19 protein-coding genes are annotated in these 24283 nt (G+C 71.2%); 7 read left to right on the top strand and 12 right to left on the bottom strand.

Going from position 1 to position 24283, the window contains the following annotated elements:
* Positions 1 to 308 precede the first annotated feature (308 nt).
* The 3 genes from ACFQZY_RS12830 to ACFQZY_RS12820 are packed head-to-tail and all read right to left on the bottom strand — an operon-like array spanning position 309 to position 7472.
* The gene (locus ACFQZY_RS12830; protein ID WP_377416323.1) at positions 309 to 1559 is read right to left on the bottom strand and encodes a TIGR03862 family flavoprotein; all 1251 of its coding nucleotides are present in this window, start codon (positions 1557 to 1559) and stop codon (positions 309 to 311) included.
* 19 nt (positions 1560 to 1578) lie between these two features.
* Positions 1579 to 4932 carry a UvrD-helicase domain-containing protein gene (locus ACFQZY_RS12825; protein ID WP_377416321.1) on the bottom strand — a complete coding sequence of 1118 codons (3354 nt, stop codon included), beginning with the start codon at positions 4930 to 4932 and terminating at the stop codon, positions 1579 to 1581.
* Complete coding sequence (locus tag ACFQZY_RS12820) at positions 4929 to 7472, bottom strand: PD-(D/E)XK nuclease family protein (RefSeq protein WP_377416319.1); 2544 nt, start codon at positions 7470 to 7472, stop codon at positions 4929 to 4931. The genes ACFQZY_RS12825 and ACFQZY_RS12820 overlap by 4 nt, the downstream gene beginning before the upstream one ends.
* A gap of 104 nt (positions 7473 to 7576) precedes the next feature.
* Here ACFQZY_RS12820 and trxA point away from each other — a divergent pair, with 104 nt between their 5' ends.
* The 5 genes from trxA (at position 7577) to ACFQZY_RS12795 (ending at position 12851) form a co-directional block, all read left to right on the top strand.
* A complete protein-coding gene (gene trxA / locus ACFQZY_RS12815) occupies positions 7577 to 7909 on the top strand; it encodes a thioredoxin TrxA (protein ID WP_377416318.1) in 333 nt (110 codons plus the stop codon).
* A 219-nt stretch (positions 7910 to 8128) separates the two neighbouring features.
* Positions 8129 to 9394, top strand: coding sequence for a transcription termination factor Rho (gene rho / locus ACFQZY_RS12810; protein ID WP_377416316.1), 1266 nt, complete (start codon positions 8129 to 8131; stop codon positions 9392 to 9394).
* Positions 9395 to 9477: 83 nt separating this feature from the next.
* Positions 9478 to 9735 carry a type B 50S ribosomal protein L31 gene (locus tag ACFQZY_RS12805; protein WP_377416314.1) on the top strand — a complete coding sequence of 86 codons (258 nt, stop codon included), beginning with the start codon at positions 9478 to 9480 and terminating at the stop codon, positions 9733 to 9735.
* A gap of 75 nt (positions 9736 to 9810) precedes the next feature.
* Positions 9811 to 11493 (top strand): hypothetical protein, encoded by a 1683-nt coding sequence (locus ACFQZY_RS12800; RefSeq protein ID WP_377416312.1) that lies wholly within the window; start codon positions 9811 to 9813, stop codon positions 11491 to 11493.
* Between the two features lie 8 nt (positions 11494 to 11501).
* A complete protein-coding gene (locus ACFQZY_RS12795) occupies positions 11502 to 12851 on the top strand; it encodes an MATE family efflux transporter (RefSeq protein ID WP_377416310.1) in 1350 nt (449 codons plus the stop codon).
* Here ACFQZY_RS12795 and phoR read toward each other — a convergent pair.
* The 7 genes from phoR to pstS form a co-directional block, all read right to left on the bottom strand.
* Positions 12805 to 14157, bottom strand: coding sequence for a phosphate regulon sensor histidine kinase PhoR (gene phoR / locus ACFQZY_RS12790; protein WP_377416308.1), 1353 nt, complete (start codon positions 14155 to 14157; stop codon positions 12805 to 12807). The two genes, ACFQZY_RS12795 and phoR, sit on opposite strands and share 47 nt — an antisense overlap.
* Before the next feature lie 7 nt (positions 14158 to 14164).
* Positions 14165 to 14872 (bottom strand): phosphate regulon transcriptional regulator PhoB, encoded by a 708-nt coding sequence (gene phoB / locus ACFQZY_RS12785; RefSeq protein WP_377416306.1) that lies wholly within the window; start codon positions 14870 to 14872, stop codon positions 14165 to 14167.
* Complete coding sequence (phoU, locus tag ACFQZY_RS12780; RefSeq protein ID WP_377416304.1) at positions 14869 to 15570, bottom strand: phosphate signaling complex protein PhoU; 702 nt, start codon at positions 15568 to 15570, stop codon at positions 14869 to 14871. Before phoU ends, phoB begins: the two co-directional genes overlap by 4 nt.
* A gap of 19 nt (positions 15571 to 15589) precedes the next feature.
* Positions 15590 to 16372 (bottom strand): phosphate ABC transporter ATP-binding protein PstB, encoded by a 783-nt coding sequence (gene pstB, locus ACFQZY_RS12775; protein ID WP_377416302.1) that lies wholly within the window; start codon positions 16370 to 16372, stop codon positions 15590 to 15592.
* A gap of 13 nt (positions 16373 to 16385) precedes the next feature.
* Positions 16386 to 17234, bottom strand: a complete 849-nt coding sequence (gene pstA / locus ACFQZY_RS12770) for a phosphate ABC transporter permease PstA (protein WP_377416300.1) — start codon at positions 17232 to 17234, stop codon at positions 16386 to 16388.
* Positions 17231 to 18265, bottom strand: a complete 1035-nt coding sequence (gene pstC / locus ACFQZY_RS12765) for a phosphate ABC transporter permease subunit PstC (RefSeq protein ID WP_377416298.1) — start codon at positions 18263 to 18265, stop codon at positions 17231 to 17233. Before pstC ends, pstA begins: the two co-directional genes overlap by 4 nt.
* Positions 18266 to 18327: 62 nt before the next feature.
* The gene (gene pstS, locus ACFQZY_RS12760) at positions 18328 to 19365 is read right to left on the bottom strand and encodes a phosphate ABC transporter substrate-binding protein PstS (protein WP_377416296.1); all 1038 of its coding nucleotides are present in this window, start codon (positions 19363 to 19365) and stop codon (positions 18328 to 18330) included.
* Positions 19366 to 19574: 209 nt separating this feature from the next.
* On the opposite strand from pstS, the gene ACFQZY_RS12755 reads away from it, so the two are divergent.
* Both ACFQZY_RS12755 and ACFQZY_RS12750 read left to right on the top strand, forming a co-directional pair.
* Positions 19575 to 21065: an exopolyphosphatase gene (locus ACFQZY_RS12755; RefSeq protein WP_377416294.1), complete on the top strand. Its 1491-nt coding sequence runs from the start codon at positions 19575 to 19577 to the stop codon at positions 21063 to 21065.
* A 56-nt stretch (positions 21066 to 21121) separates the two neighbouring features.
* On the top strand, positions 21122 to 21646 hold the full coding sequence (locus ACFQZY_RS12750) for a hypothetical protein (RefSeq protein WP_377416292.1): 525 nt from the start codon (positions 21122 to 21124) through the stop codon (positions 21644 to 21646).
* A 35-nt stretch (positions 21647 to 21681) separates the two neighbouring features.
* On the opposite strand, the gene ACFQZY_RS12745 is transcribed toward ACFQZY_RS12750, so the two are convergent.
* Positions 21682 to 22143 carry a SixA phosphatase family protein gene (locus ACFQZY_RS12745; protein WP_377416290.1) on the bottom strand — a complete coding sequence of 154 codons (462 nt, stop codon included), beginning with the start codon at positions 22141 to 22143 and terminating at the stop codon, positions 21682 to 21684.
* A complete protein-coding gene (gene ppk1, locus ACFQZY_RS12740) occupies positions 22143 to 24257 on the bottom strand; it encodes a polyphosphate kinase 1 (protein WP_377416288.1) in 2115 nt (704 codons plus the stop codon). Before ppk1 ends, ACFQZY_RS12745 begins: the two co-directional genes overlap by 1 nt.
* Positions 24258 to 24283: the final 26 nt, after the last annotated feature.

The following is a 24283-nucleotide window of genomic DNA, read 5'->3' as shown; positions in this document are numbered from 1 at the left end:
GTGAACTTCACTTCTTTTCTTATGAGCGTTTGATAGTTCCGAAGAACTTGGCAATCGTCTTGCCACTCAAACGCCCACGCTTATCGGCTGTGTGTTGTTAACGAACACTTCGCAAAATCAAAGCAACCCGCTTCTTTCTTGCCGCCTTCGCTGCGATCAGCGAAGCCTTGAATTCTAGCACGATTTTTTAAGAACCGGCAAACTTTTTTTGTCGCCTGCCTCGTCGCTACCGACCAGACTCGCTACTCGCCAACCTCGTTCGCCTCGTCGTTTCCAACTCAGCGCCGTGATCAGCGAAGCCTGCGATTCTATACCGTTTTTTTCGCGCCCGACAAGCCGGGCGAAAAATTCTTCATGCCGGCCCGTTGCAGCACGCCGGCCGCCGCCCAGCGGCCGCTGGCGAAGCACGCAGTGAGCAGGTAGCCGCCGGTGGGAGCTTCCCAGTCGAGCATCTCGCCGGCACAGAAGGTGCCTGGAATGGCGCGCAGCATCGCACCGTCGTCGAGCGCCTCCCAGGCCACGCCGCCGGCGCTGCTGATCGCCTCGTCCACCGGTCGCGGCGCGGACAGGCGAACGGGCAATGCCTTGATGTTCGCCGCGAGAAGCGCCGGGTCGTGCATCTGCTCCTTCGTCAGGACCTCGTGCAGCAGCCCCAGCTTGATGCCCTCCAGGTGCAGCCGGCCCTTGAGGTGGCTGGACAGGGAGCGCGAGCCGCGCGGGTGCGACACCTCGCGCAGCACCTGCTCGGGGCTGCGATCCGGCAACAGGTCCAGGGCGAAGGTGGCCTCGCCGGTACGGGCGATGGTATCGCGCAGGCGCGCGGAGAACGCATAGACCAGGCTGCCCTCCACGCCCGAGGCGGTGGCGACGAATTCGCCCTTGCGCCGCTCGCCCTCGAAGGCGATGGCGACCGACTTGAACGGCTGCCCCGCGAAGCGCGAGGAGAAAAGCCCGCTCCAGCCACCGGCGACGTCGAAGCCGCAGTTCGACGGCACCAGCGGCGCCACCGCCACGCCGCGCTCTCGCAGCAACGGCTGCCAGGCGCCATCAGACCCGAGGCGTGCCCAACTCGCGCCGCCCAGGGCGAGCACCACGGCATCGGCCCGCGCGCCCACTTCGCCCTGCGGCGAGGCGAAGCGCAGCGCGCCCTCGCCTTCCCATCCCAGCCAGCGATGCCGCATATGGAAGACCACCCCCGCCTCGCGCAGGCGATGGAGCCAGGCGCGCAGCAGCGGCGCCGCCTTCATGTCCACCGGGAAGACGCGCCCCGAGGTGCCGACGAACGTCTGCACGCCGAGGCCGCGCGCCCACTCGCGCAGCGCCTCGGGCCCAAAGGCCTCGACCATGGCGCGCAGCATCGGCGCCTGCGGCCGGTAGCGGCCCAGGAAGGCCTCGAGGGCCTCGGAGTGCGTGAGGTTCATGCCCCCGCGTCCCGCCAGCAGGAACTTGCGGCCGGCCGAGGGCATGGCGTCGTACACGTCCACCCGCAGCCCCTGCTGCGACAGCACCTCGGCGGCCATGAGGCCGGCAGGCCCGGCGCCCACCACGATCACATTCATCAGGAATCCCGTTCTTCGTTCATTCGACCGGCACGAGCCGGCCCAGCCCGGTGAGGAAGGCCGCGCGCACGGCCTCACCGGGATGCGCCGCGGCCACCGCGCGGCGATAGCGCCGCAGCTGCTCGAGCAGGTCGTCGTCCTGCTCGGGGCGCGCCGCGGACTTGTAATCGAGCACCCACCAGTCGCCGCCCTGGCGGCGGCGTACGAGGCGGTCCAGCCGCAGCAGCTCGCCCTCGTGGTGTATCTCGACTTCGTTGCCCGCCCAGTCCACCGCCTGCGGGTCCCAGGCCCAGGCGCCCTCACCGCGGCGGATGCGGGCGGCCATGGCCTGGGCATCCTGCAGCACCGTGGCGGACAGGCCGAACTCCCGCGCCACCCGTTGCAGCAACGGCGGCGGGCACGCGGGCGCCTGGTCCGGCCAGCATTCGAGCAGGCGGTGCAGGGCCTGGCCGAACCGCGAGAGGCCGTCGGCCGGCACCAGGGCCTCGTCGTCCTTCACCGGTCGGGCCAACGGCGTGCTGGGCGCGGGCACTACGGGAAGGCCGCACGGGGCACCCGCGTCGGCATGCGCCGCGGACACCGGCGCGACATCGGCCTCGGCGACCGGCTCGCACAGCGGCTGCACGCGCCGCCACCAGCTGCCCTCCGCCGGCGTGCGCGGCTCGACGCTGGAGGCCGCCAGCTCGCCACGGGCTCGGGTCATGGCGACATAGAGGGCGTTGAGCTCCTCGCGCTGGCGCGCCTGCTTTTCGGCCTCGAGCGCCGCGACGCAGCAGGCTGGCGGCTTGCTCTCGCTGGCAAGGAAGGCGAAGCGCCGTGGCGCGGCAGCCTCGCCGGGCCAGTCGACCAGCACGCCCATGGTCTCGGCGCGCGGCGCCGGCGCGTCGGTGTCCAGCAGCAGCACCAGGGGCGCCTCCAGGCCCTTGGCGCCATGCACCGTGAGCAGGCGCACCGCGCCGGCCTGGGCCACCGCCGGCGCGCGCAGGCCACCCGCGCGCAGCGCGCGCACGAAGGCGTACGGCGTGGCATAGCGGCCGCCCGAGACCTCCAGGGCGGCGCCGAGCAGCGCGCGCAGGTTGGCCAGCACCGACTCGCGCAGCGCGGGCGGCGCGGCCTGCGCGTAGCGGGCGAGGACGTCGCCGTCATGGACGATTGCGTCGAGCGCGTCGTGGGGCGGCAGGCGGTCAATCCACCGCTTCCACTTCGCCAGCACCTCGCCCACGCCGGCCAGCGGCGCGGGAGGCGTCCACGCGTCGTCCTGCAGGAGGTCGAGCCACGGGCGCGGGTGGCCCTCGGCGGCAACGGCGCGCGCGCGCAGCGCGAGTTCGACCAGGGCCGCATCGGGCACTGAAAACACCGGGGACTTGAGGACCCGGGCCATGGACAGGTCGTGCGTGGGCGTGACCAGCACGTCCACCAGCGCGACGAGGTCCTGGACCTCGGGGGCCTCGCCCAGGTCGGCCTTCTCGGGCTGCTGCGAGGGGATGCCGAGGTCACGCAATTCATCCTGCATCGCCACCAGGCGGTCGCGACGGCGCGCCAGCACCATGATGTCCTGCGGCGCGAGGCCGCCGGCGATGCGGCGCGCCAGCCACCGCGCGGCCTGGCGGCACTCCTGCACCAGCAGGCGCTCCTCGGGCAGCTCGCGGGGCGTCGTCAGGCTGTCGCGCCAGCCCTCGGCGGGCGCCGGCGCCTCGCCGGCGGCCGGCGCCGCGGAAGGCTCACGCGCAATGGCCGGCAGGTGCAGCACCCGCCCGGGCGCGGCGGACTCGGTGGTGTGGGCGCGGAAGCCCTCGTACTGGCCGGCGGCCTGGGCGGCCTCCATCACCTGGTTCATCGCGCCCAGCACCGAGGGCGCGTTGCGGCGGGTGTGGTCGCATCCGAGCAGGTCGCCCCCGAGGCCGTCGACCACGAAGCGCTGCGCCGCCCGGAACACCTGGGGCTCTGCGCGGCGGAAACGGTAGATGCTCTGCTTGGGGTCACCCACGATGAACACGCCCGGCGCGTCGCCGCCGCCCGCGCCGGCATAGCCCGAGAGCCACGCGTGCAGGGCCTGCCACTGCAACGGGTTGGTGTCCTGGAACTCGTCGACCAGCAGGTGGGCGATGCGCGCGTCCAGCCGCTCCTGCACCCAGCCCGAAAGGACCGGGTCGGACAGCATCACCAGTGCGGCGCGCTCGACGTCGTTCATGTCCACCCAGCCCTCGTCGCGTTTGAGCTGGGCGTACTCCTCGATCAGGATGCGCGCCAGCCGCGCCATGCGCAGGTGGTGCAGCCAGGCCTCGTGCTGGCCCTGGGCCGCCAGCAGGCGCAGCGCCAGGTACTGCGCAGCGCGGATGTCGCCGATGCCGGCGAGCTTGTCATTGAACTTGCGCGGCTCGTTCTTCTGCGTGAGCAGGCCGCCGAGGGCCTGAGCGAGATCACCGGCGGACACGCCCTGCTCCAGTTGCGAACCGGCGGCCGAGAAGGTGGCCTGGGTGGCCTGACCCAGGGCCCGGGCCGCAGCGAGAAGTTGCGCGCGCACCGGCCCCTCGGCGGCCAGCAGCCCGGCGGGCGTGGGGGCGCCCGGGAGGTCGGGAAAGACCTCGTCCCATGGCTTCACCGAGGCCTCGACCACGCCCTCGGCATCCGCCAGGCCGAACTCGGTACGCTTGGACAGGGCGCCCAGCAGCGCCTTGAGCGTCTGGCTGCGGCCATGGGCGGCGACGCTCGATTCATAGTCGCGCCGCGCATCGGCATCGCCGGCGACTCGATCGTGGAAGCGGCGCCAGACCTTGGCGACGGCCTGCGCGTCATCCTCCAGCAGGTCGTGGCGGGCGGGCAGCCCGAGGTGCTCCAGGGTGGCCAGGGGGGCGGTGCGAAGCAGCGCGGCGAACCAGCTGTGGAAGGTGCGCACCTGCACCGGCCGGCCGGCGGCGAGCAGCTGCGCGTACAGCCCGCGCAGCGGCGCCACCAGGGCCGGGGCCTCGCCGGGAGGCACGCCCCGTGCGGCCAGCTCGCCGAGGAGCTTCGCATCGTCGGCGTGGGCGAATTCCTCCAGCCACTCGTGCAGGCGCTCGCGCATCTCGCCGGCGGCCTTCTTGGTGAAGGTGATGGCCAGGATCTCGTGCGGCGGCGTGCCGGCCAGCAGCGCGCGCAGGATGCGCGAGACCAGCATCCAGGTCTTGCCGGCGCCGGCGCAGGCTTCCACCGCGACGCTGCGGCGCGGGTCGCACGCGATGGCATAGAAGGCCTCGCGCGGCACGCGGTGGCCGTTGACCTCGTAGGCGAAGGAACCGGAGGGCGCGCCGGGCGCCGCCGGGCCGCCCCGAGGCGCGGGCGTCCCCTCGGGGGGCGGGGAGCCGGACGAAGTGGGCGAACGGGGGGACATCATGTCTGCCAGTAGTCCTTGCGGCACAGGCCGCGGGCCGCGCAGTGCTCGCAGACCTGTCCCTCGCCCAGCGGGGGCAGCGTGGCGCCATCGCCGATGCGGCGCAGGTCGTCCAGGATGCCGTGCACCAGCGCCTCGCGCGCCTCCTGCACCGCCTCCTGGAACATGAACCGGGTCTCGCCGCGCTCGCCCACGTTGACGTAGGCGGCGCGCAGGCTGTCGTCGTCCAGCAGGGCGGCGTAGAAGGCCAGCTGGGTGTCCTCGAAGGGCGCGGCGATGCGCTCGCGCGTACGGCCGGCATCCTCGGTCTTGTAGTCCATGACGAGCCGGCGGCCATCGGGCAGGCGGTCGATGCGGTCGATGCGGCCAGTCAGCGTCACCGGGCCCAGCGGCATGTCGTGCTGGGTCTCGGCGCTGGCGAAGCGCGCGCCGTGGTCCGCCTCGAACTTCGCGAGGGCCTGCAGGTAGCCCTCGCGCACCTGCGGCCAGGCAGCCTCGAAGGGCAGGAACTCGCCGGGCGGCATCTTCAGGTCCCGGGTGGCAGCCAGCGCCACCTCGTCGAGCAGCGCAGCGCGGGCCGCGTGCGCGTCGCGCCAGTCGGCGTGCAGGGCCTCGTGGAAGCGCCGCAGCACTTCGTGCAGCCAGGTGCCGAAGTCGCGCTTGTCCAGGTCGGTATCGATCTCCTCGGTCTCCTGCAGCCCCATCTGGCGCAGCGAGAGGAAGCGGTACGGACAGCGGCGCAGGTCCTCGTAGGCACTGGCGGAGAGCCGGGCCACGCCGAGTTGCGGCGCCTGCGGCTGGGGCCGTGCCACGGGGCGCACGGGCAGCTCGCGGCGCTCGCGCGGGTCGGCAGCCGCGCCGCCCAGGCCCTCCAGCCGCAGCAGCTGCACCAGGGCACTGGGCAGCACCGGCTCACCGCTGTCGTCGGTGGCTCGCCACAGCACGTCCACCCGCGGCACCTGCATGGCATGCCGCCAGCCCTCGCGCAGCGTGGCCTCGAGCTGCGATCGCGGCGGCAGGCCCAGCACCTCGCGCTGCGCCGCGGTCCACGGCCCCGGCGGCTCTGGCGATGGCGCGAGGCGGACCTCGTCGCAGCCCGGCACCACCAGCGCCGGGAAACGGCGTCCCAGCAGCTGGTTGAACGGCAGGATCACCACCTGCGCCAGTTCCGGCGCGTCAGGCACGAAGCTCGCAGCCTCCAGGGCCTCGCCGGCCCAGGCAGTGAATTCGGCCAGCGAGAGCCGGCGCTCGGCCTGCGGCAGCTGCGCCCACAGGTGGCCAGCCGCCTCGTCGAGGCCGAGCGCGGCGATCGCCTGCGCGCCGGCCGGGTCGGCCTCCAGCGCGGACCAGGCGCGCACGGCCTGCAGCAGCTCGCGCAGCGCCTGCTGCCACTGGGGCAGCGGCCGCCCGGCGCGCAGCCGCTCGCGCCAGGCGTTGGCTTGTTCGAGCAGGTCGGACCAGCCCGCGCCAGCCGCCTCGCCCTCGCGCGCCAGGCGCGGCGCGGTCACCGCGGACCACTGCCGCAGGCCGGCGCGGCGCACCCGCCGCTCCAGCGAGAGCACGGTACGAGGCGCAGCGGCGGGGGTGTTCTTCAGCCAGTCGATCACCTCGTCGCTGCTGGCGTCCCAGGCGCAGGCGGCCAGCAGCGCCATGACCTGCGCCGCGGCCCGGGTGGTCGAGAGCTTCCAGCCGGTCTCGTCGGCGATGGCCACGCGGCGCGCGGCCAGCATGGCGCGGATGCGGCGCGTGAGGACCCGGTCCACCGCGGCCAGGGCCACCGGCGCGCGGCCCTGCTCGAGGTGCCGGATGACGCAGGCGGCGGCCATCTCGGCCTCGTGGGAGGGATCGGGGGCGGCATGCAGGGCCAGCCGGCCCGCGGGCGCGGACTCGTCCAGCGGCCAGCACACGGCGCGCTCGCCGAGGCGTCGGGCAATGGCCTCGGTGACCGGCTCGGGCTGCAGGCCCTGCAGGACCACCAGCAGGTCGAGGGAGGCGGCAGTGCGCTCGGACAGCAGTTCGTCCGTCGCGTACGACGAGGCGGCGGCCCATTCGATGGCGATGCGGGCGATCGCCGCCTCGAAGGCCATGGCGGCATGCTCCAGGCCCAGGCCGGCGACACCCCGCGCTCGGGCCGCCCACTCAGGCCGCTCGGCGGGCAGCACCGCGGCAGCGGGCGTGGCCAGCTGCCAGGCCGCCTCGACCAGGCGCGGCGCGAGCACGCCGGCCTGGCGGCCCAGGCCGGCGCGGTCCAGCCAGGCGCGGGCCGTGAGCAGGTCCAGGCCGCGGTCGAAGCTCAGGTCCGTGGGGCCGGGCGCGAAGGTGCCGCGCGAAGCCCAGTTCATGGTGGTCTCGAAGCGCGGCGCGAAGCCGTCGGGCGCGTGGCGGGCCCACAGGCGACGGGCCAGGGGCATCAGCTGGGCGTAGGGCACGAGCACCACGGTGCGCGCCGCGTGGGCGCCGCGGCGCGCCATCTCACCGGCCAGCCGGCCTACCAGGCCCGCCAGGACGCCCTCGCCATCATGGGCGGGCGCTATCGTTGCCATAGCATTCGAGCAGCCCGGCACGTCCGGTCGATGGGCTTGGTTTCTGTCACAATCCCGCCACTGTAAACGCACAAGGGCACCGACCCAGACCCCAAGGAACCATCATGGCCAGCGACCTGATCAAGCACATCTCCGACGCCTCCTTCGAAGCCGACGTCCTGCAGTCGGCCAAGCCGGTGCTGGTGGACTACTGGGCCGAGTGGTGCGGCCCGTGCAAGATGATCGCCCCGATCCTCGACGAGGTCTCCGCCGCCTACCAGGACAAGCTGGTCATCGCGAAGATGAACGTCGACGAGAACCGCGACATCCCCGCCAAGTTCGGCATCCGCGGCATCCCCACCCTGATGCTGTTCAAGGGCGGCCAGCTCGCCGCCACCAAGGTGGGCGCCATGAGCAAGGCGCAGCTCACCGCCTTCATCGACCAGCAGCTGGCCTGATCCGGTGCCCGCGGGGCGCTGGCGCGAACGCGCAACACCACCCGCGACAGGGGCCCCAGGGGCCCCTTTTTCGTACATATAATCACCGGCACTCAATGCCCGCCCCTGGTTGGCGGGCCCGCCGAGTCCCCGGTTCGTGAGGCCCTTCTCGCCTCGCCTCGGACCTCCCCCAGATACCCACCAGACCCCCGCACGGGGCACAACGCGAGGCATACCGCCATGCACCTGAACGAACTCAAGGCACTGCACGTTTCCGAAGTCCTCAAGCAAGCCGAGGAACTCGAGATCGAGAACACCGGCCGGATGCGCAAGCAGGAGCTGATGTTCGCGATCATCAAGAAGCGCGCGAAGGCCGGCGAGCAGGTGTTCGCGGACGGCGTGCTCGAGATCCTGCCCGACGGCTTCGGCTTCCTGCGCAGCCCGGACACCAGCTTCACCGCCAGCACCGACGACATCTACATCTCCCCCAGCCAGGTGCGCCGCTTCAACCTGCACACCGGCGACATGATCGAGGGCGAGGTGCGCATCCCCAAGGACGGCGAGCGCTACTTCGCGCTGACCAAGCTGGACAAGGTCAACGGCGGCCCGCCCGAGCAGAACAAGCACAAGGTGATGTTCGAGAACCTCACGCCGCTGTTCCCCAAGGAGCAGATGCGCCTGGAGCGTGAGAACCTCAAGGGCGAGGAGAACATCACCGGCCGCGTGATCGACATCATCGCCCCCATCGGCAAGGGCCAGCGCGCCCTGATCGTCGCCCCGCCCAAGTCCGGCAAGACCGTGATGATGCAAAGCATCGCCCACGCGATCTCGGCCAACTACCCCGACAGCCACATGATGGTGCTGCTGGTCGACGAGCGCCCCGAGGAAGTGACCGACATGCAGCGCTCGGTGAAGGCCGAGGTCATCGCCTCCACCTTCGACGAGCCGGCCGCCCGCCACGTGCACGTGGCCGAGATGGTGATCGAGCGCGCCAAGCGCCTGGTCGAACTGAAGAAGGACGTGGTGATCCTGCTGGACTCCATCACCCGCCTGGCCCGCGCCTACAACAACGTCGTGCCCTCCTCCGGCAAGGTGCTGACCGGCGGCGTGGACGCCAACGCCCTGCAGCGTCCCAAGCGCTTCCTGGGCGCCGCCCGGAATGTCGAGGAAGGCGGCTCGCTGACCATCATCGCCACCGCGCTGATCGACACCGGCTCGCGCATGGACGAAGTGATCTTTGAGGAATTCAAGGGCACGGGCAACTGCGAAATCCACCTGGACCGCCGCCTCTACGAGAAGCGCGTGTTCCCCTCGATCCAGCTCAATCGCTCCGGCACCCGCCGCGAGGAGCTGCTGCTGGCCCCCGAGATCCTGCAGAAGACCCGCATCCTGCGCCAGTTCATGTACAACATGGACGAGATCGAGGCGATGGAGATGGTGCTCAAGTCGATGAAGGCCACCAAGACCAACGTCGAGTTCTTCGACATGATGCGTCGGGGCGGCTGACCGACCTGGTTATAATGCGCGGTTTCTTGCGGAAAGTAGCTCGGATGGTCTGAGCCGGCTGCCGCACCAGCCCAAGGAAGATCATGAAAGAAGGCATCCACCCCGACTACCGCGACGTTCTGTTCGTGGACCTGTCCAACGGTTTCAAGTTCGTGACCCGCTCGTGCGCTCCGACCAAGGAAACCGCCGAACACGAGGGCAAGAGCTACCCCCTGTTCAAGCTGGATACCTCCAGCGAGTCGCACCCCTACTACACCGGCACCCAGAAGTCCGTGGACAACATGGGCGGCCGCGTCGAGAAGTTCCGCAACAAGTTCGGCAAGACCGCCTTCGCCAAGTAAGCGAGCGTTCCCGCCAACGAGGGCAGCCCGGGCAACCGCGCTGCCCTTTTTCTTTCCCCGCACATAATCCCCCGCGTGAATTCGCCCACCCCCGCGATCGTCGCCCAGGCCGCCGTGCGCCGCCTGCCGCGCCTGGCCCTGCTGCTGTTCTGCCTGGCCTACGTGCTGCCCGGATTCATCGGCCGTGACCCCTGGCGCAATGCCGACATGCAGGGCTTCGGCTACATGTACGAGCTGGCGCGCGGGGCCACCGACTGGTTCCGCCCCGAGATCCTGGGCTTCGCCCCCGAGTTCGACGCGCTGCTGCCGTACTGGCTCGGCGCCTGGGCGATCCAGGCCACCGCGGGCTGGCTGGCACCCGACGTGGCGGTGCGGCTGCCCGCCATCGGCTGGCTGGCGCTGACGCTGGCCGCCACCTGGTACGCCACCTACCACCTCGCGCGCACGCCGCGCGCGCAACCCGTGCCCTTCGCCTTCGGCGGCGAGGCCGACCCCACCGACTACGCCCGCGCCCTGGCCGATGCCGGCCTGCTGGCCCTGGTGGCCTGCCTGGGCCTGGCCCAGTTCTCCCACGAGACCACGCCCTCCGGTGCGCAGCTGGGGCTGGCGGCGCTGGCCTTCTACGGCCTCGCGGCCCTGGGCCGGCCCCGCGCCTGGCCGCCGCTGGCCCTCGCCCTGGGCCTGGCCGGCCTGGCCCTCAGCGGCGGTCCCACGCTGGCCGTGCTGTTCGGCGCCACCGGCGCGGCGGTGCTCGCGCTGCAGGCCCGCGAGGGCGGCGAGGCCACGCCGGCGGCGCGCGCCTCGCTCGTGGCCGCCGCGATCACCGTGGGCGTCGCCGTGCTGGCCTCGGCCCTCGACCTGTGGCGCCTGCGCCTGGACCTGGCCGACAGCGCCGCCGGCTGGCGCGGCCTGGTCCGCCTGGTGGCCTGGTTCACTTGGCCGGTGTGGCCGCTGGCGCTGTGGACCACCTGGCGCTGGCGCCGGCAGCTGGCCAGCCCGCATGTGGCCCTGCCGCTGGCCCTGGCGGGCCTGAGCCTCGCCTCCGCCCTGACCACGCCCAATGCCGACCGCTCCCTGCTGCTGGCCCTGCCCGCGCTCGCGGCGCTGGCGGCCTTCGCCCTGCCCACGCTGCGTCGCTCGGTCTCGGCCCTGATCGACTGGTTCACCCTGCTGTTTTTCAGCGGCATCGCCCTGGTGATCTGGGTGGTGTGGATCTCCCTGCAGACCGGCGTGCCGGCCAAGCCCGCGGCCAACGTGGCGCGCCTGGCGGTGGGCTTCGAGCCGAGCTTCTCGCTGCCGGCCTTCCTCGCCGCGCTGGCCGGCACCCTGGCCTGGGCGGCCCTGGTGCGCTGGCGCGCCGGCCGCCACCGCGCCGCGCTCTGGAAAAGCCTGGTGCTGCCCGCCGCCGGCGCCGCCCTGTGCTGGCTGCTGCTCATGACCCTGTGGCTGCCGGTGCTGGACTACGCACGCAGCTACGTGCCCGGCGTGCGCGCCGTGCTGCGCGCCACCGGCCCTGAGCCGGGCTGCGTGGAAGTGGGCGCCCTGACCCGCGGCCAGATGACCGCCCTGGCCTACCACGGCAACCTGGCGCTGCGGCCCGCCGGCCCGCAGCCGGTGTGCGCCTGGCGGGTGACCGCCGCGCAGCTGGCCTCGTCCACCGCCAGCGAGCTGCGCATGGACCGCTGGGAGCTGGTGTCCACCATCCGCCGACCCTCGGACCCGCGCGAGAACCTGCGGGTCTGGCGCAAGCGCCCCTGAGGCCCCCGGTGCAGGAGCTTCGCACCATCGCCCGCCACGCGGGCACGGTCTTCGTCGGGCAGGTGGCGGTGATGGCCTTCGGCCTGACCGACACGCTGGTGGCCGGGCGCTTCTCCGCCGAGGCGCTGGCGGCGCTGTCGGTGGGGTCGGCCGTCTACATCAGCATCTTCGTGGCCCTGCTCGGGGTGCTGCAGGCGCAGCTGCCGATCTGGTCGCAGCTGCGCGGCGCAGGCGAGGACGAGGCGCTGGGGCGTTCGGTGCGCCAGGCGCTGTACCTCGCCGGCCTGGCGATGGTGGCGGGCATGGCCGCCCTGCTCCTGCCCGGCCCGCTGCTGCGCGCCACCGAGGTGCCGCCGGCACTGCAGGACGAGGTCTCGCACTACCTCGCCATCCTCGCCTTCGCCCTGCCCCCGGCGCTGCTGTTCCGCCTCTACAGCACCCTCAACCAGAGCCTGGGCCTGCCCCGGCTGGTGACGCTGATCCAGATCGCCGCGCTGGCGGTGAAGGTGCCGCTGTCGGTGTGGCTGGTGTTCGGCGGCGCGGGCCTGCCGGCGCTGGGCCTGGCCGGCTGCGCCTGGGCCACGCTGGTGGTCAACCTGGCGATGGTGGTCATCGCGGCCTGGATGCTGCGCACGCAGGACATCTACCGCCCCTATCGCATCTGGGCGCCGATGGAGCGCCCGCACGGCCCCACCCTGCGCAGCTTCGCCCGCCTGGGCATTCCCACCGGGCTGTCGATCGCGGTGGAAGTCACCTCGTTCACCCTGATGGCGCTGTTCATCGCGCGCCTGGGGACCGTGGCCGCCGCCAGCCACCAGGTGGCCGCCAGCATGACGGGGCTGCTGTACATGATGCCGCTGGCGCTGGGCATCGCGACCAGCGCCCAGGTGAGCTACTGGCTCGGCGCGCAGGACGAGGCGCGGGCGCGCCTGGCGCTGCGCGTGGGCTTCAAGCTGGCGCTGGGCCTGGCAGCGTTCAGCGCCGCGGCAGTCGCCGCGTTGCATGCGCCGCTGGCCCGCCTGTTCGCCGGAGGCAACGCGCCGGTGGTGGCGCTGGCCGCCTCGCTGCTGCCCTGGGTGGCGGTGTATCACCTGTTCGACGCCACGCAGACCGTGTGCGTCTTCGTGCTGCGCAGCTTCGGCGTGGCCACCGCCTCGCTGGTGGTGTATTGCCTGATGCTGTGGGGCGTGGGCCTGGGCGGCGGCTATTGGCTGGCCTACGTGGGCGCGCCGGGCCTCGAGCCGGTGCGCGCGCCCTGGGCCTTCTGGGGCGCCGGCGCGCTGGCGCTGGCGCTGGCCGGCGCGGCGCTCTTCACCCTGCTGTGGCGCGCGGTGCGGGCCCGGCGGCGTCCGCGCTGAGGCTCTCGCGGACCCGGCTGCCCGGCAGCGTGAAGGAGAAGGTCGAGCCCGCGCCCACCGTGCTGGCGATGCGCAGCTCGCCGCCATGGCGCTGCACCACGTGCTTGACGATGGCAAGGCCCAGGCCGGTGCCGCCGGTCTCGCGGGAGCGGCTTCGGTCCACCCGGTAGAAGCGCTCGGTCAGGCGCGGCAGGTGCTCGGCGGCGATGCCGGCGCCGGTGTCGCGCACGCTGAAAAGCAGGCGGCCGTCCGGCTGGCGCGTCCAGCCCGCGTCGATGTCGCCACCCGCCGGGGTGTAGCGGATCGCGTTGCCGACCAGGTTGGACATGGCGCTCACCAGCTCGGCGCCGGCCACCGAGATCTCCACCGGCGGCGCCGGGGCGAACCGCAACGCATGCCCCTTGCCCAGCGCCGCGGCCAGGCCGCGGGCCTCGTCCTCGCACTGGGCCTGCAGCGCCGGCAGCGGGATCCAGTCGTTCACGGCGGGCAGCGGGCTGCCCTCCAGCCGCGACAGCGTGAGCAGGTCGCTGACCAGGGCCTGCATGCGGTGCGCCTGCTGCGACATCAGGCCGAGGTAGCGCGCCCGCTCGGCGTCATCCAGCGGCAGGGTCTGCAGCGACTCGACGAAGCCGGCCAGGACCGTGAGCGGGGTGCGGATCTCGTGCGAGACGTTGGCGACGAAGTCGCGCCGCATGGTCTCGGCCTGCTCCAGCGCGGTGATGTCCCGCGAGAGCAGCAGCTTGCGGCCCTCGCCGTAGGGGTGCAGCCGCACCGAGAGGCGGCTGGGGCGCGAGGGCGTGTTGTCGCGGCCCGGAATCACCACGTCGCGCGTGAAATCGCCCACCGCCATGTAGGCAGTGAAGGCCGGGTCGCGCACCAGGTTGCCGACCAGCTGGGCGACGTCACGCTGCGCGTCGAAGCCGAAGTGCAGGGCCGCGGTCTGGTTGCACCATTCGATGCGGCCCTCGGCATCCAGCAGCACCACGCCGTTGGGCGAGGCCTGGATGGCCTCCAGGAAGTGCTGCAGGCGGGCCTGCGCATCGGCGGTCGCCTGCTCGCGCGCGCGCAGGGCGCGGCGCGCCCGCTCGATGATCTCGCCCCACAAGCCGCGCATGCGCGGCGGCTCCAGTTCCTCGGTGCGGCGCAGCCAGCGAACGACGCGCGCGCCGCGCCACAGGTCCTGGGTGAACCAGGCCACGGCCGCCAGGGTGACGGCGGCGGCCGCGCCCCAGGCATGGGCCAGCTCGATGCCGACCAGGGCGCCGCCGACCAGGAAGGCGACGAAGATGAAGACCCGGAAGGCCATGGGCTCGTCAGGCCGCGCGCACCTGCGCCACGGGCTGGCCCGTAAGGCGGTAGCCCGCCCCGCGCACCGTCTCGACCATCGTGCCCGCCGACCCGAGGGCCTCGCGCAGGCGCTTGACGTGGACGTCGACCGTGCGCTCCTCGATGAAGACGTGGTCGCCCCAGACGCGGTCCAGGAGTTGTGCGCGGCTGTGTACGCGCTCGGGGTGCGCCATGAGGTAGTGCAGCAGCTTGAACTCGGTGGGGCCCAGCTTCAGCGGCTGGCCCTGCCAGGTCACGCGGTGGGTGGCGGCATCCAGCGTGAGCGCGCCGATGGTGACGGACTCGGCGGCCTGCTCCGGCGCGCGGCGGCGCAGCACGGCGCGGATGCGGGCCAGGAGTTCCTGCGTGGAAAAGGGCTTGGTGACGTAGTCGTCCGCACCGGCGTCCAGCCCGGCGACCTTGTCCGGCTCGTCGCCGCGGGCGGTGAGCATCAGCATCGGGATGGCCTTGGTGCGCGGGTCGGCGCGCCACTTGCGGGCCAGCGCCAGGCCGCTCTGGCCGGGGAGCATCCAATCGAGCAGGATGGCGTCGGGCAGCACCGCGTCGATCTCGCGCTGGGCGCTGGTACCGTCCTCCGACCAGATCGGGTCGAAGCCGTTGTGGCGCAGGTTGACGGCAATGAGCTCGGCGATCGCCGGCTCGTCCTCGACGATCAGGACACGGGGCTTCTTCATCGCAGGGCGGACTCGATCTGTTCCATGGAGCTGTGGCGGACATCGGCGCCCTTGACCACGTAGATGATCAATTCGGCGACGTTCTTGGCGTGGTCGCCGATGCGCTCCACCGCCTTGGCCAGGAACAGCAGGTCCAGGCTGGCCGAGATGGTGCGGGGGTCTTCCATCATGTAGGTGATCAGCTTGCGCACGAAGCCGTCGAACTCGGCGTCGATCAGGTCGTCTTCCTTCAGGATGGTCACGGCCGCCGCGGTGTCAAGGCGGGCGAAGGCATCCAGCGCCTTGCGCAGGAGGCCGGCCGCCAGGTCGGCGGCGACGCGCAGGTCCGAGGTGGGCAGCTGGCGCGCGGCGCCGCTGTCGATGATGGACTTGACCATGCGGGCGATCTTGGCCGCCTCGTCGCCGGCGCGCTCGAGGTTGGCCGTACCCTTGGAAATCGCCAGCAGCAGGCGCAGGTCGCGGGCGGTGGGCTGGCGCCGGCCGATGATGGAAGCCAGCTCGCGGTCGATGTCGACCTCCATCTGGTTGACGCGCTGCTCGATCACGAGCACCTGGTCGGCGGCCTCCACGCTGAAATTGGACAGCGAATAAATGGCCTGGTGGATCTGCGACTCGACCAGGCCGCCGAGCTCCAGGACGCGCGAGGAGACGCTATTGAGCTCGGAGTCGAACTGGGCGGAAATGTGCTTGTCTGCCATCGCTCTTGCCTTCCTGTGATCAGCCGAAGCGGCCGGTGATGTAGTCCTCGGTTTCCTTGCGGCGCGGCTTGAAGAAGATCTGCTCGGTCTCCCCCACTTCCACCAGGTCGCCCAGGTACATGTAGGCGGTGTAGTCGCTGCAGCGGGCAGCCTGCTGCATGTTGTGCGTCACGATGACCACGGTGTAGTCGTCCTTCAGCTCGGCGATCAGCTCCTCGATCTTCGCGGTGGAGATCGGGTCCAGCGCGGAGCACGGTTCGTCGAGCAGCAGCACCTCGGGCTTGATGGCGATGCCGCGGGCGATGCACAGGCGCTGCTGCTGGCCGCCGGACAGGCCGGAACCGGACTGGTCCAGCTTGTCCTTGACTTCGTTCCACAGAGCGGCCTTGCGCAGGGCCCACTCGACGCGGTCGTCCATGTCGCTGGAGGACAGGTTCTCGAACAGGCGCACGCCGAAGGCGATGTTGTCGTAGATGGACATCGGGAACGGCGTGGGCTTCTGGAACACCATGCCGACCTTGGCGCGGATCAGGGCCACGTCCTGCCGGGAGGTGAGCAGGTTCTCGCCGTCCAGGATGATCTCGCCCTTGGCGCGCTGCTCCGGGTACAGCTCGTACATGCGGTTGAACGTGCGCAGCAGGGTGGACTTGCCGCAGCCCGAGGGGCCGATGAAGGCGGTGACCTTCTTCTCGGGAATGTCCAGGTTGATGCCCTTGAGGGCGTGGAAGTTGCCGTAGTAGAAGTCCAGGTTGCGGACCGAGATCTTCGAGGGCGAGGCGGTGGTCATGGTGGCGGTCGTCATGAGGCGGCCTTTGTCAGTTCTTGTGGCGGGTCAGCACGCGGGCCAGGATGTTCAGGCCCAGTACGGCAATGGTGATCAGGAAGACGCCGGCCCAGGCCAGTTGCTGCCAGTTCTCGTAGGGGCTCATGGCGAACTTGAAGATGGTCACCGGCAGCGAGGCCATCGGCTCGGAGAGGTTGGACGTCCAGAACTGGTTGTTCAGGGCGGTGAACAGCAGCGGCGCGGTCTCGCCGGAGATGCGGGCCACGGCCAGCAGCACGCCGGTCACCACGCCGGCACGGGCGGCCCGCAGGGTGATGGAGGTGATCACCTTCCACTTGGGCGTGCCCAGGGCGTAGGCGGCCTCGCGCAAGCCGGAGGGCACCAGCGTCAGCATGTTCTCGGTGGTGCGGATCACCACCGGCACCACGATCAGCGCCAGGGCGCAGATGCCGGCATAGCCCGAGAACTGCTTGAAGCGGGCGACCACGACGGCGTAGACGAACAGGCCGATCACGATCGAGGGGGCGGACAGCAGGATGTCGTTGACGAAGCGGGTGGTCGAGCCGAGCCAGCCCTTGGCGTCGTACTCGACGAGGTAGACGCCGGCCATGATGCCCACTGGGGTGGCCACCACGGTGGCCAGCACCACCATCAGCAGCGAGCCGTAGATGGCGTTGGCGATGCCGCCGGGCTCGTTGGGCGCCGGGGTCATCTGGGTCAGCGTGGCCAGGGTCAGGCCGCCGACGCCCAGGCGCACGGTCTCGATCAGGATCCAGATCAGCCAGAACAGGCCGAAGGCCATGGCCGCCATGGACAGGGTCAGGGCGACGGCATTGACCGTCTTGCGGCGGCCGAACTTGGCCAGGCGGATGTCGTTCACGATTTGCGACCTTCGCTCTTCTTGAGTCGTGCCAGCAGCAGCTTGGACAGTGCGAGCACCACGAGGGTGATGAAGAACAGGACCAGGCCCAGGTAGATCAGGGCAGCCTGGTGCATTTCCGAGGAAGCCTCGGCGAATTCGTTGGCCAGCGCCGAGGTGATGCTGTTGGCGGGGGCGAACAGGCTCAGCGAGTCGAGCTGGTTGAAGTTGCCGATCACGAAGGTGACGGCCATGGTCTCGCCGAGGGCGCGTCCCAGGCCGAGCATGATGCCGCCGATGACGCCGCCCTTGGTGTAGGGCAGGACGACCTTGAACATCACCTCCCAGGTGGTGCAGCCCAGGCCGTAGGCCGACTCCTTCAGGAGCGACGGCGTCACCTCGAACACGTCGCGCATGACCGCGGCGATGAAGGGGATGATCATGATGGCCAGGATGATGCCGGCCGACAGCACGCCGATGCCCACGGGCGGGCCGGAGACCAGGGCGCCGAGCACCGGCACGCCGGCCAGGGCCTTCTGCAGCGGCTGCTGCACCCAGGTGGCCAGGATGGGGCCGAACACCAGCAGGCCCCACATGCCGTACACGATGGAGGGCACGGCGGCGAGCAGTTCTATGGCGGTCCCCAGCGGGCGCTTGAGCCAGGCCGGCGACAGCTCGGTCAGGAACAGCGCGATGCCGAAGCTGACCGGCACGGCGATCACCAGGGCGATCACCGACGTGACCAGGGTGCCGTAGATCATCACCAGGCCGCCGTACTGGTCGGCCACCGGGTCCCAGGTCGAACTGGCCAGGAAGCCCAGGCCGTAACGGTCGATCGCCGGCCAGGCGCCGACGACCAGGGATCCGAGGATGGCCAGGAGCAGGCCCAGGGTCAGGAGGGCGGCGCCCTTGGCGCCCCACCCGAACAGGCGATCCAGGAGCGGGCCGTGGCCGGCCGAACGGGGTGAAGGGGACATGCCCTGGCGGTCAGACGGCTGGTTCACGGCGGTCAGGTCGAAAGTAGCCTCATGGGCTGGCAGTGTAGAAGACATGAGGCTCCTCAAGACAACATGCGCGGCGGGCCGGGCGGCGCCCCGCAGGGCGCCGCGACGGGTCAGCGGAAGGCGATCGGCTTGCCGGAGGCGTCCTTGATTTCAGTGGCCCACAGCTTCTCGATCTGCTGCTTGACGGCGGCCGGCATCGGCACGTAGTCCAGGTCGTCGGCGACCTTGTCGCCGTTCTTGTAGGCCCAGTCGAAGAACTTCAGGGCGGTGGCGGCCTCGGCCGGCTTGTCCTGCGACTTGTGCATCAGGATGAAGGTGGCGCCGGTCATGGGCCAGGACTGGTCGCCCGGCTGGTTGGTCAGGATCTGGTAGAAGCTCTTGGCCCAGTTGGCGCCGGCGGCGGCGGCCTTGAAGGCGCTGTCGTCCGGGTTCACGAACTTGCCCGCGGCGTTCTGCATCTGGGCGTAGTTCATCTTGTTCTGCTTGACGTAGGCGTACTCGACGTAGCCGATCGAGTTGGGCAGGCGGCCCACGAAGGCGGCCACGCCCTCGTTGCCCTTGCCACCCGTGCCGGTGGGCCAGTTCACCGCGGTGCCCTCGCCGACCTTGGACTTCCACTCGGGGCTGACCTTGGACAGGTAGTTGGTGAAGATGAAGCTGGTGCCGGAGCCGTCGGCGCGGCGCACCGGGGCGATGGCGGCGTCGGGCAGGTTCAGGCTGGGGTTCAGGGCCTTGATGGCGGCGTCATTCCACTTGGCGATCTTGCCCAGGTAGATGTCGGCCAGGACCGGGCCGCTCAGGCGCAGCTGGCCGGCGGCGATGCCCTGGATGTTGATCACGGGAATCACGCCGCCGATGACGGTGGGGAACTGGATCTGGCCCTTCTTGGCCAGCTCCTCGTCGGCCAGGGGCATGTCGGAGGCGCCGAAGGCGACGGTCTTGGCATCGATCTGCTTGATGCCGGCGCCCGAGCCGACGGACTGGTAGTTGACCCTCACGCCCGTGGCCTTGTTGTAGTCGGCAGCCCACTTGGCATACAGGGGCGCCGGAAACGAGGCGCCGGCACCGGTGACTTCCTGGGCGAAGGCGAGGCCGGCGAACGACAGGGAGATGAGGCCGACGGCGGCCGAGCGACGATTCAGGTTCATGGGATCCATCCTTGGTTGGGAATGCGTGCCACACGGGGGGTGGTGCGTGACGGGTTGCAGTCTAGGCAGGGCAAATGACAGACATGTGACAAATCGCAGGCGCACCCGGCGGGTCTGGATCCGTCATACCGGCGCAATAAACTCGTCACACCATTGCCTTCCGGCGAGGGCCCACTTCGACCCGGCCCGGGGAAAGATAAGAAATTCGTATGGAAAACGGAACGCTGCTTGCTGCCATCGACCTAGGATCCAACAGCTACCGACTGGAGATCGGCCGCTACGAGGACGGCCAGATTCGTCGCATCGAATACCTGAAGGAAACCGTGCGCCAGGGCGGCGGGCTCGACGATTCGCGCAACCTCACCGAGGACGCCATGCGCCGCGGCTGGGACTGCCTGGCCCGTTTCGGCGAGAGGCTGGCCGGCTTCAAGCGCCGCCAGGTCCGCGCGGTGGCGACCCAGACCCTGCGCGAGGCCCGCAATGCCGGCGAGTTCCTGGCCGGGGCCCACCCGCTCCTGGGCTTTCCCATCGACGTCATCGCCGGCCGCGAGGAGGCCCGCCTGATCTTCCAGGGCGTCACCCACCTGCTGCCCCAGTCCGACGAGCGCCGCCTGGTGGTCGACATCGGCGGCCGCTCCACCGAGATGATCCTGGGCCAGGGTTACGACGCGCGGGTCATGGAGAGCTACCGCGTCGGCAGCGTGGCCTGGTCCCAGAAGTACTTCCCGAAGGGCGAATTCACCGAGGCCGCGTTCGAGCGCGCCGAGGTGGCGGCCAAGGCGGTGCTCGACGAGGCGCTGTCGGCCTATCCCCGCGAGGGCTGGGACCGGGCGTACGGCTCGTCCGGCACCATCGGCGCGGTGGGCGACGTGCTCGCCGCCACGGGCTGGGACGCCGGCACGGTCTCCCGCGAGGCGCTGGAGTGGCTGCGCGCCCGGCTGCTGACCGCGCGCCGCGCCGACCGCCTGCAGATCGAGGGGCTGAAGGAGGACCGCCGTCCCGTGATCGGCGGCGGCATCAGCGTGCTGATGGCCGTGTTCGACCTGCTGCAGATCGACACCATGCATGTGGCCCAGGGCGCGCTGCGACACGGCGTGCTGTACGACCTCCTGGACCGGGAGCACCTGCAGGGCGACCTGCGCTCGGCCACCGTGAACCGGCTCGCCACCCGCTTCAACGTGGACGCGGCCCAGGCCCGGCGCGTGGGCCAGGTGGCCTGCCACCTGTTCGGGCAGCTGCGCGCGGACGAGGCCCCGTCCGAGGAGCACGAGCGCCAGAAGCACAAGCTGTCCTGGGCGGCGCAGCTGCACGAGATCGGCATGCGCATCGCGCACGAGAGCTACCACAAGCACGGCGCCTACATCCTCGACCACGCCGACGCACCGGGCTTCGCGCAGACCGAGCTGCACCGGCTCGGCCTGCTGGTGCTGGGGCACCGCGGCAAGCTGCGCAAGCTCGAGGCGGCGTTCGACGACGAGGTGCTGGTGCACCAGCTGCTGTGCCTGCGCCTGGCGGTGATCCTGTGCCACGCGCGGCGCGAGCCGAACCTGGAGGGCCTGCAGCTGGAACGCGCCGGGCAGGCCATGTCGCTGCGCCTGCCGCCCGGCTGGGCCGCGAGCTACCCGCAGTCGGCGCACCTGCTGCGCGAGGAGATGCAGTCCTGGCAGAAGGCGTCGTGGCGGTTCAGCCTGGTGGAGTGATCGCCTGAAACGGTATAAACTGTATATACCGTTTTCAAAGAGAGGAGCGACTCACCGTGACCACCGTCGCCAAGAAGGCACCTTCCCGCAAGCCCGTCGCCAAGGCGAAGGCCGAGGTCAAGCCGGCCACCCTGCCCGCCAAGGCCCCGGCCGCCGCAGCCGCCCTGGCTGCCCCCGCGCCAGCGGCCGCCGCACCGGCCAAGCCCGTGGCTGCCGGCAAGCCCGCCACCGGCAAGGCCAAGGCCGCCAAGGCGCCCGCGAAGGCCGTGAAGGCCCCGGCGAAGTCCGCGAAAGACGGCAAGGCCCCCAAGACGCCCAAGGCCCCCAAGCCCGTGAAGCTGGAAAAGGCCGACAAGCCGCGCAAGCCGAAGATGGTGCGTGACAGCTTCACCATCCCCAAGCCGGAGTACGAAGCCCTCGACGGCCTCAAGCAGCGCGCCGCCAAGGCCGGCGCCCCGGCCAAGAAGAGCGAGCTGCTGCGCGCCGGCCTGATGGCGCTGGCCGCGATGGGCGACGCCGCGTTCCTGGCGGCCGTCAAGGCCGTGCCGGCGATCAAGACCGGCCGCCCGGCGAAGGCCTGAGCGGCCGCTTCGGCCCCCTGCGGGGGGCCGCTGCCTCAGGCCAGGTCGGGCGGCATCACCGCCACGACCACCACCTGCAGCTGCCCGTCGCGCTCGCGGGCGCGCAGCCACCAGGCCGCCCCCTTGCGCACGGCGCAGCCGCCGGCCTGGATCCCGAGCACCTGGGCGATGACACGCCCGAGGGTCGGCTGGTGCCCCACCAGCAGCACCGGCAGGCGCGAGGCCGGCCACTGCGCCGCCTCGAGCAGGGCGTGGGGCTCGGCGTCCGGCGCCAGTTCGGGGCGGAGCCTGTACTTGCGGCCCAGCGCCAAGGCCGTCTGTTCGCAGCGGCGGGCCGGGCTGCACAGGACGCGCGCGGTCTCGGGCAACTTGCCGTCGAGCCACTGGCCCATGCGGACCGCATCGCGCTCGCCGCGCGCCGTCAGCGCGCGCGCCAGGTCATCGCCGCCCGGCGGCGCGTCCTCGGCTTCGGCGTGGCGCCACAGGACCAGGTCCATCAACGGCTCCCGCCGCCGGGCGCGACCGCGTCGCGGCCGGCGTAGCGCGCCATCAGCGCGTCCTGCGCGCCGTGGCTGCCAGCGCGCTCGGCGCCCTCGGCGCGGTAATAGCGGCCGTCGGGCATCAGGTCCCAGGCATCACGCCCGTCGTGGAGGTAGGCGACCAGGCACTCGTCGATGATGCGCTGGCGCAGCGCCGGGTCCTCGACCGGCCAGGCGAGTTCGATGCGGCGCAGCATGTTGCGGTTCATCCAGTCGGCACTCGAGAGGTACAGCGCCTCGTCCTCGCCGCTGCGGAAGTAGAACACCCGCGTGTGCTCGAGGAAGCGCCCGATCACCGAGCGTACCCGGATGTTGTCGGTCACGCCGGCGACGCCGGCCGGCAGCATGCACGCGCCGCGCACGACCAGGTCAATCTTCACGCCCGCAGCCCCGGCGCGCACCAGCGCGTGCATCAGCGGCTCGTCGGTCAGGGCGTTCATCTTCAGGACGATGCGGCCCTTCACGCCCTGGCGCGCGGCCTGCGCCAGCGCGTCCATCTTCTCGATCAGGCGGGCATGCAGCTGGAACGGCGCCATCAGCATGCGGTTCAGCCGGGGCACCCGGACCTGGCTGGCCAGGTGGGTGAAGACGCTGTCCATGTCGGCGGTGAGCCTGGGGTCGGCCGTGAGGTGGCTCAGGTCGGTGTACAGGCGGGCCGTGCGCGGGTTGTAGTTGCCGGTGGACAGGTGGCCGTAGCGAACGAGCTGGCGCCCCTCGCGGCGCGTGACCAGCAGCATCTTGGCGTGGGTCTTGAGGCCCACGATGCCGTACACCACCTGCGCGCCGATGGACTCGAGCTTCTCCGCCCAGTTGATGTTGGCCTCCTCGTCGAAGCGCGCCTTCAGCTCCACGACCGCGGTGACCTCCTTGCCCTTGCGGACCGCCTCGCGCAGCAGGTCCATCATGGCGGAGTCCGAACCGGTGCGGTAGATCGTCTGCTTGATCGCCAGCACCTGCGGGTCGTCGACCGCCTCTCGCAGGAAGTCGAGCACGCCGTCGAAACTCTCGAAGGGCTGGTGGATCAGGACATCCCCCTGCCGCAGGCGCTCGAAGATCGAGTGCCCCGTCACCAACTGGTGCGGATACGAGGGCTTGTAGGGCGGGAACAGCAGCTGCGGCGCGTTGGCCAGGTCGATCATCTGCTGCAGGCGCACGAGGTTCACCGGGCCCGGCACGCGGTACACCGCCTCGTGCGGCAGCTCGAAGTGCTCGCGCAGCAGGCCCTCCAGGTGCTCGGAGCATCCGGACGAGACCTCCAGCCGCACGGCCTGGCCGTAGTGCCGCTGCTGCAGCCCCATGCGCAGCGCGGTCCGCAGGTTGCTCACCTCCTCCTCGTCGACCGCGAGGTCGGAGTGGCGCGTGACGCGGAACTGCGAGAACTGGGAGACCTCGCGGCCGGGGAACAGGTCCTGCAGGTGCGCGCGGATCACGCTGGACAGGAGCACGAACAGGGTGCGCCCGCCGGAGACGCGGGCCGGCATGCGGATCAGGCGAGGCAGCACGCGCGGCACCTTGACGATCGCGATGTCGTTGTCGCGGCCGAAGGCGTCCTTGCCGCCGAGGCGGACGATGAAGTTCAGGGACTTGTTCGCCACCAGCGGGAACGGGTGCGCGGGGTCGAGGCCGACCGGGATCAGGAGCGGCCGGACCTCGCGGGCGAAGTACTCGTCGACCCAGCGGCGCTGGGCGGCGTCGCGCTCGCCGTGCGAGACGATGGCCATCGAGGCCTTGGCCAGGGCCGGCATGAGGTGGTCGTTGTACAGCGCGTACTGCCGCTCGACGAGGCGGTGCGCCGCGCCGGCGAGCCGGTGGAAGGACTCGATGGAGTAGGCGCCCTTGGCGTCACCGGCCTTGGCGGCCGCCAGGTGGGGTGCCGCCCGCACCTCGAAGAACTCGTCGAGGTTGGAGGAGACGATGGTCAGGTAGCGCAGTCGCTCCAGCAGCGGCACGCCGGGGCGGCGGGCCCAGTCGAGCACGCGCTCGTTGAAGCCGAGGATGCTGTGATCGCGGTCCAGGAACGGGACCGGGGCACCCTCCTCGGTGCCCCCGGCGACGGGGATGAGGGAGTCCATGGGTGATGTCGTTATCGTGACTCAAT

This window comes from Ramlibacter sp. GCM10027632 (genome assembly GCF_042675325.1).
In the GTDB taxonomy this organism is placed as follows: Bacteria; Pseudomonadota; Gammaproteobacteria; order Burkholderiales; family Burkholderiaceae_C; genus Ramlibacter.
Note: the sequence above shows the minus strand (reverse complement) of the source record. Positions and strands in the feature narration are given on the sequence as shown.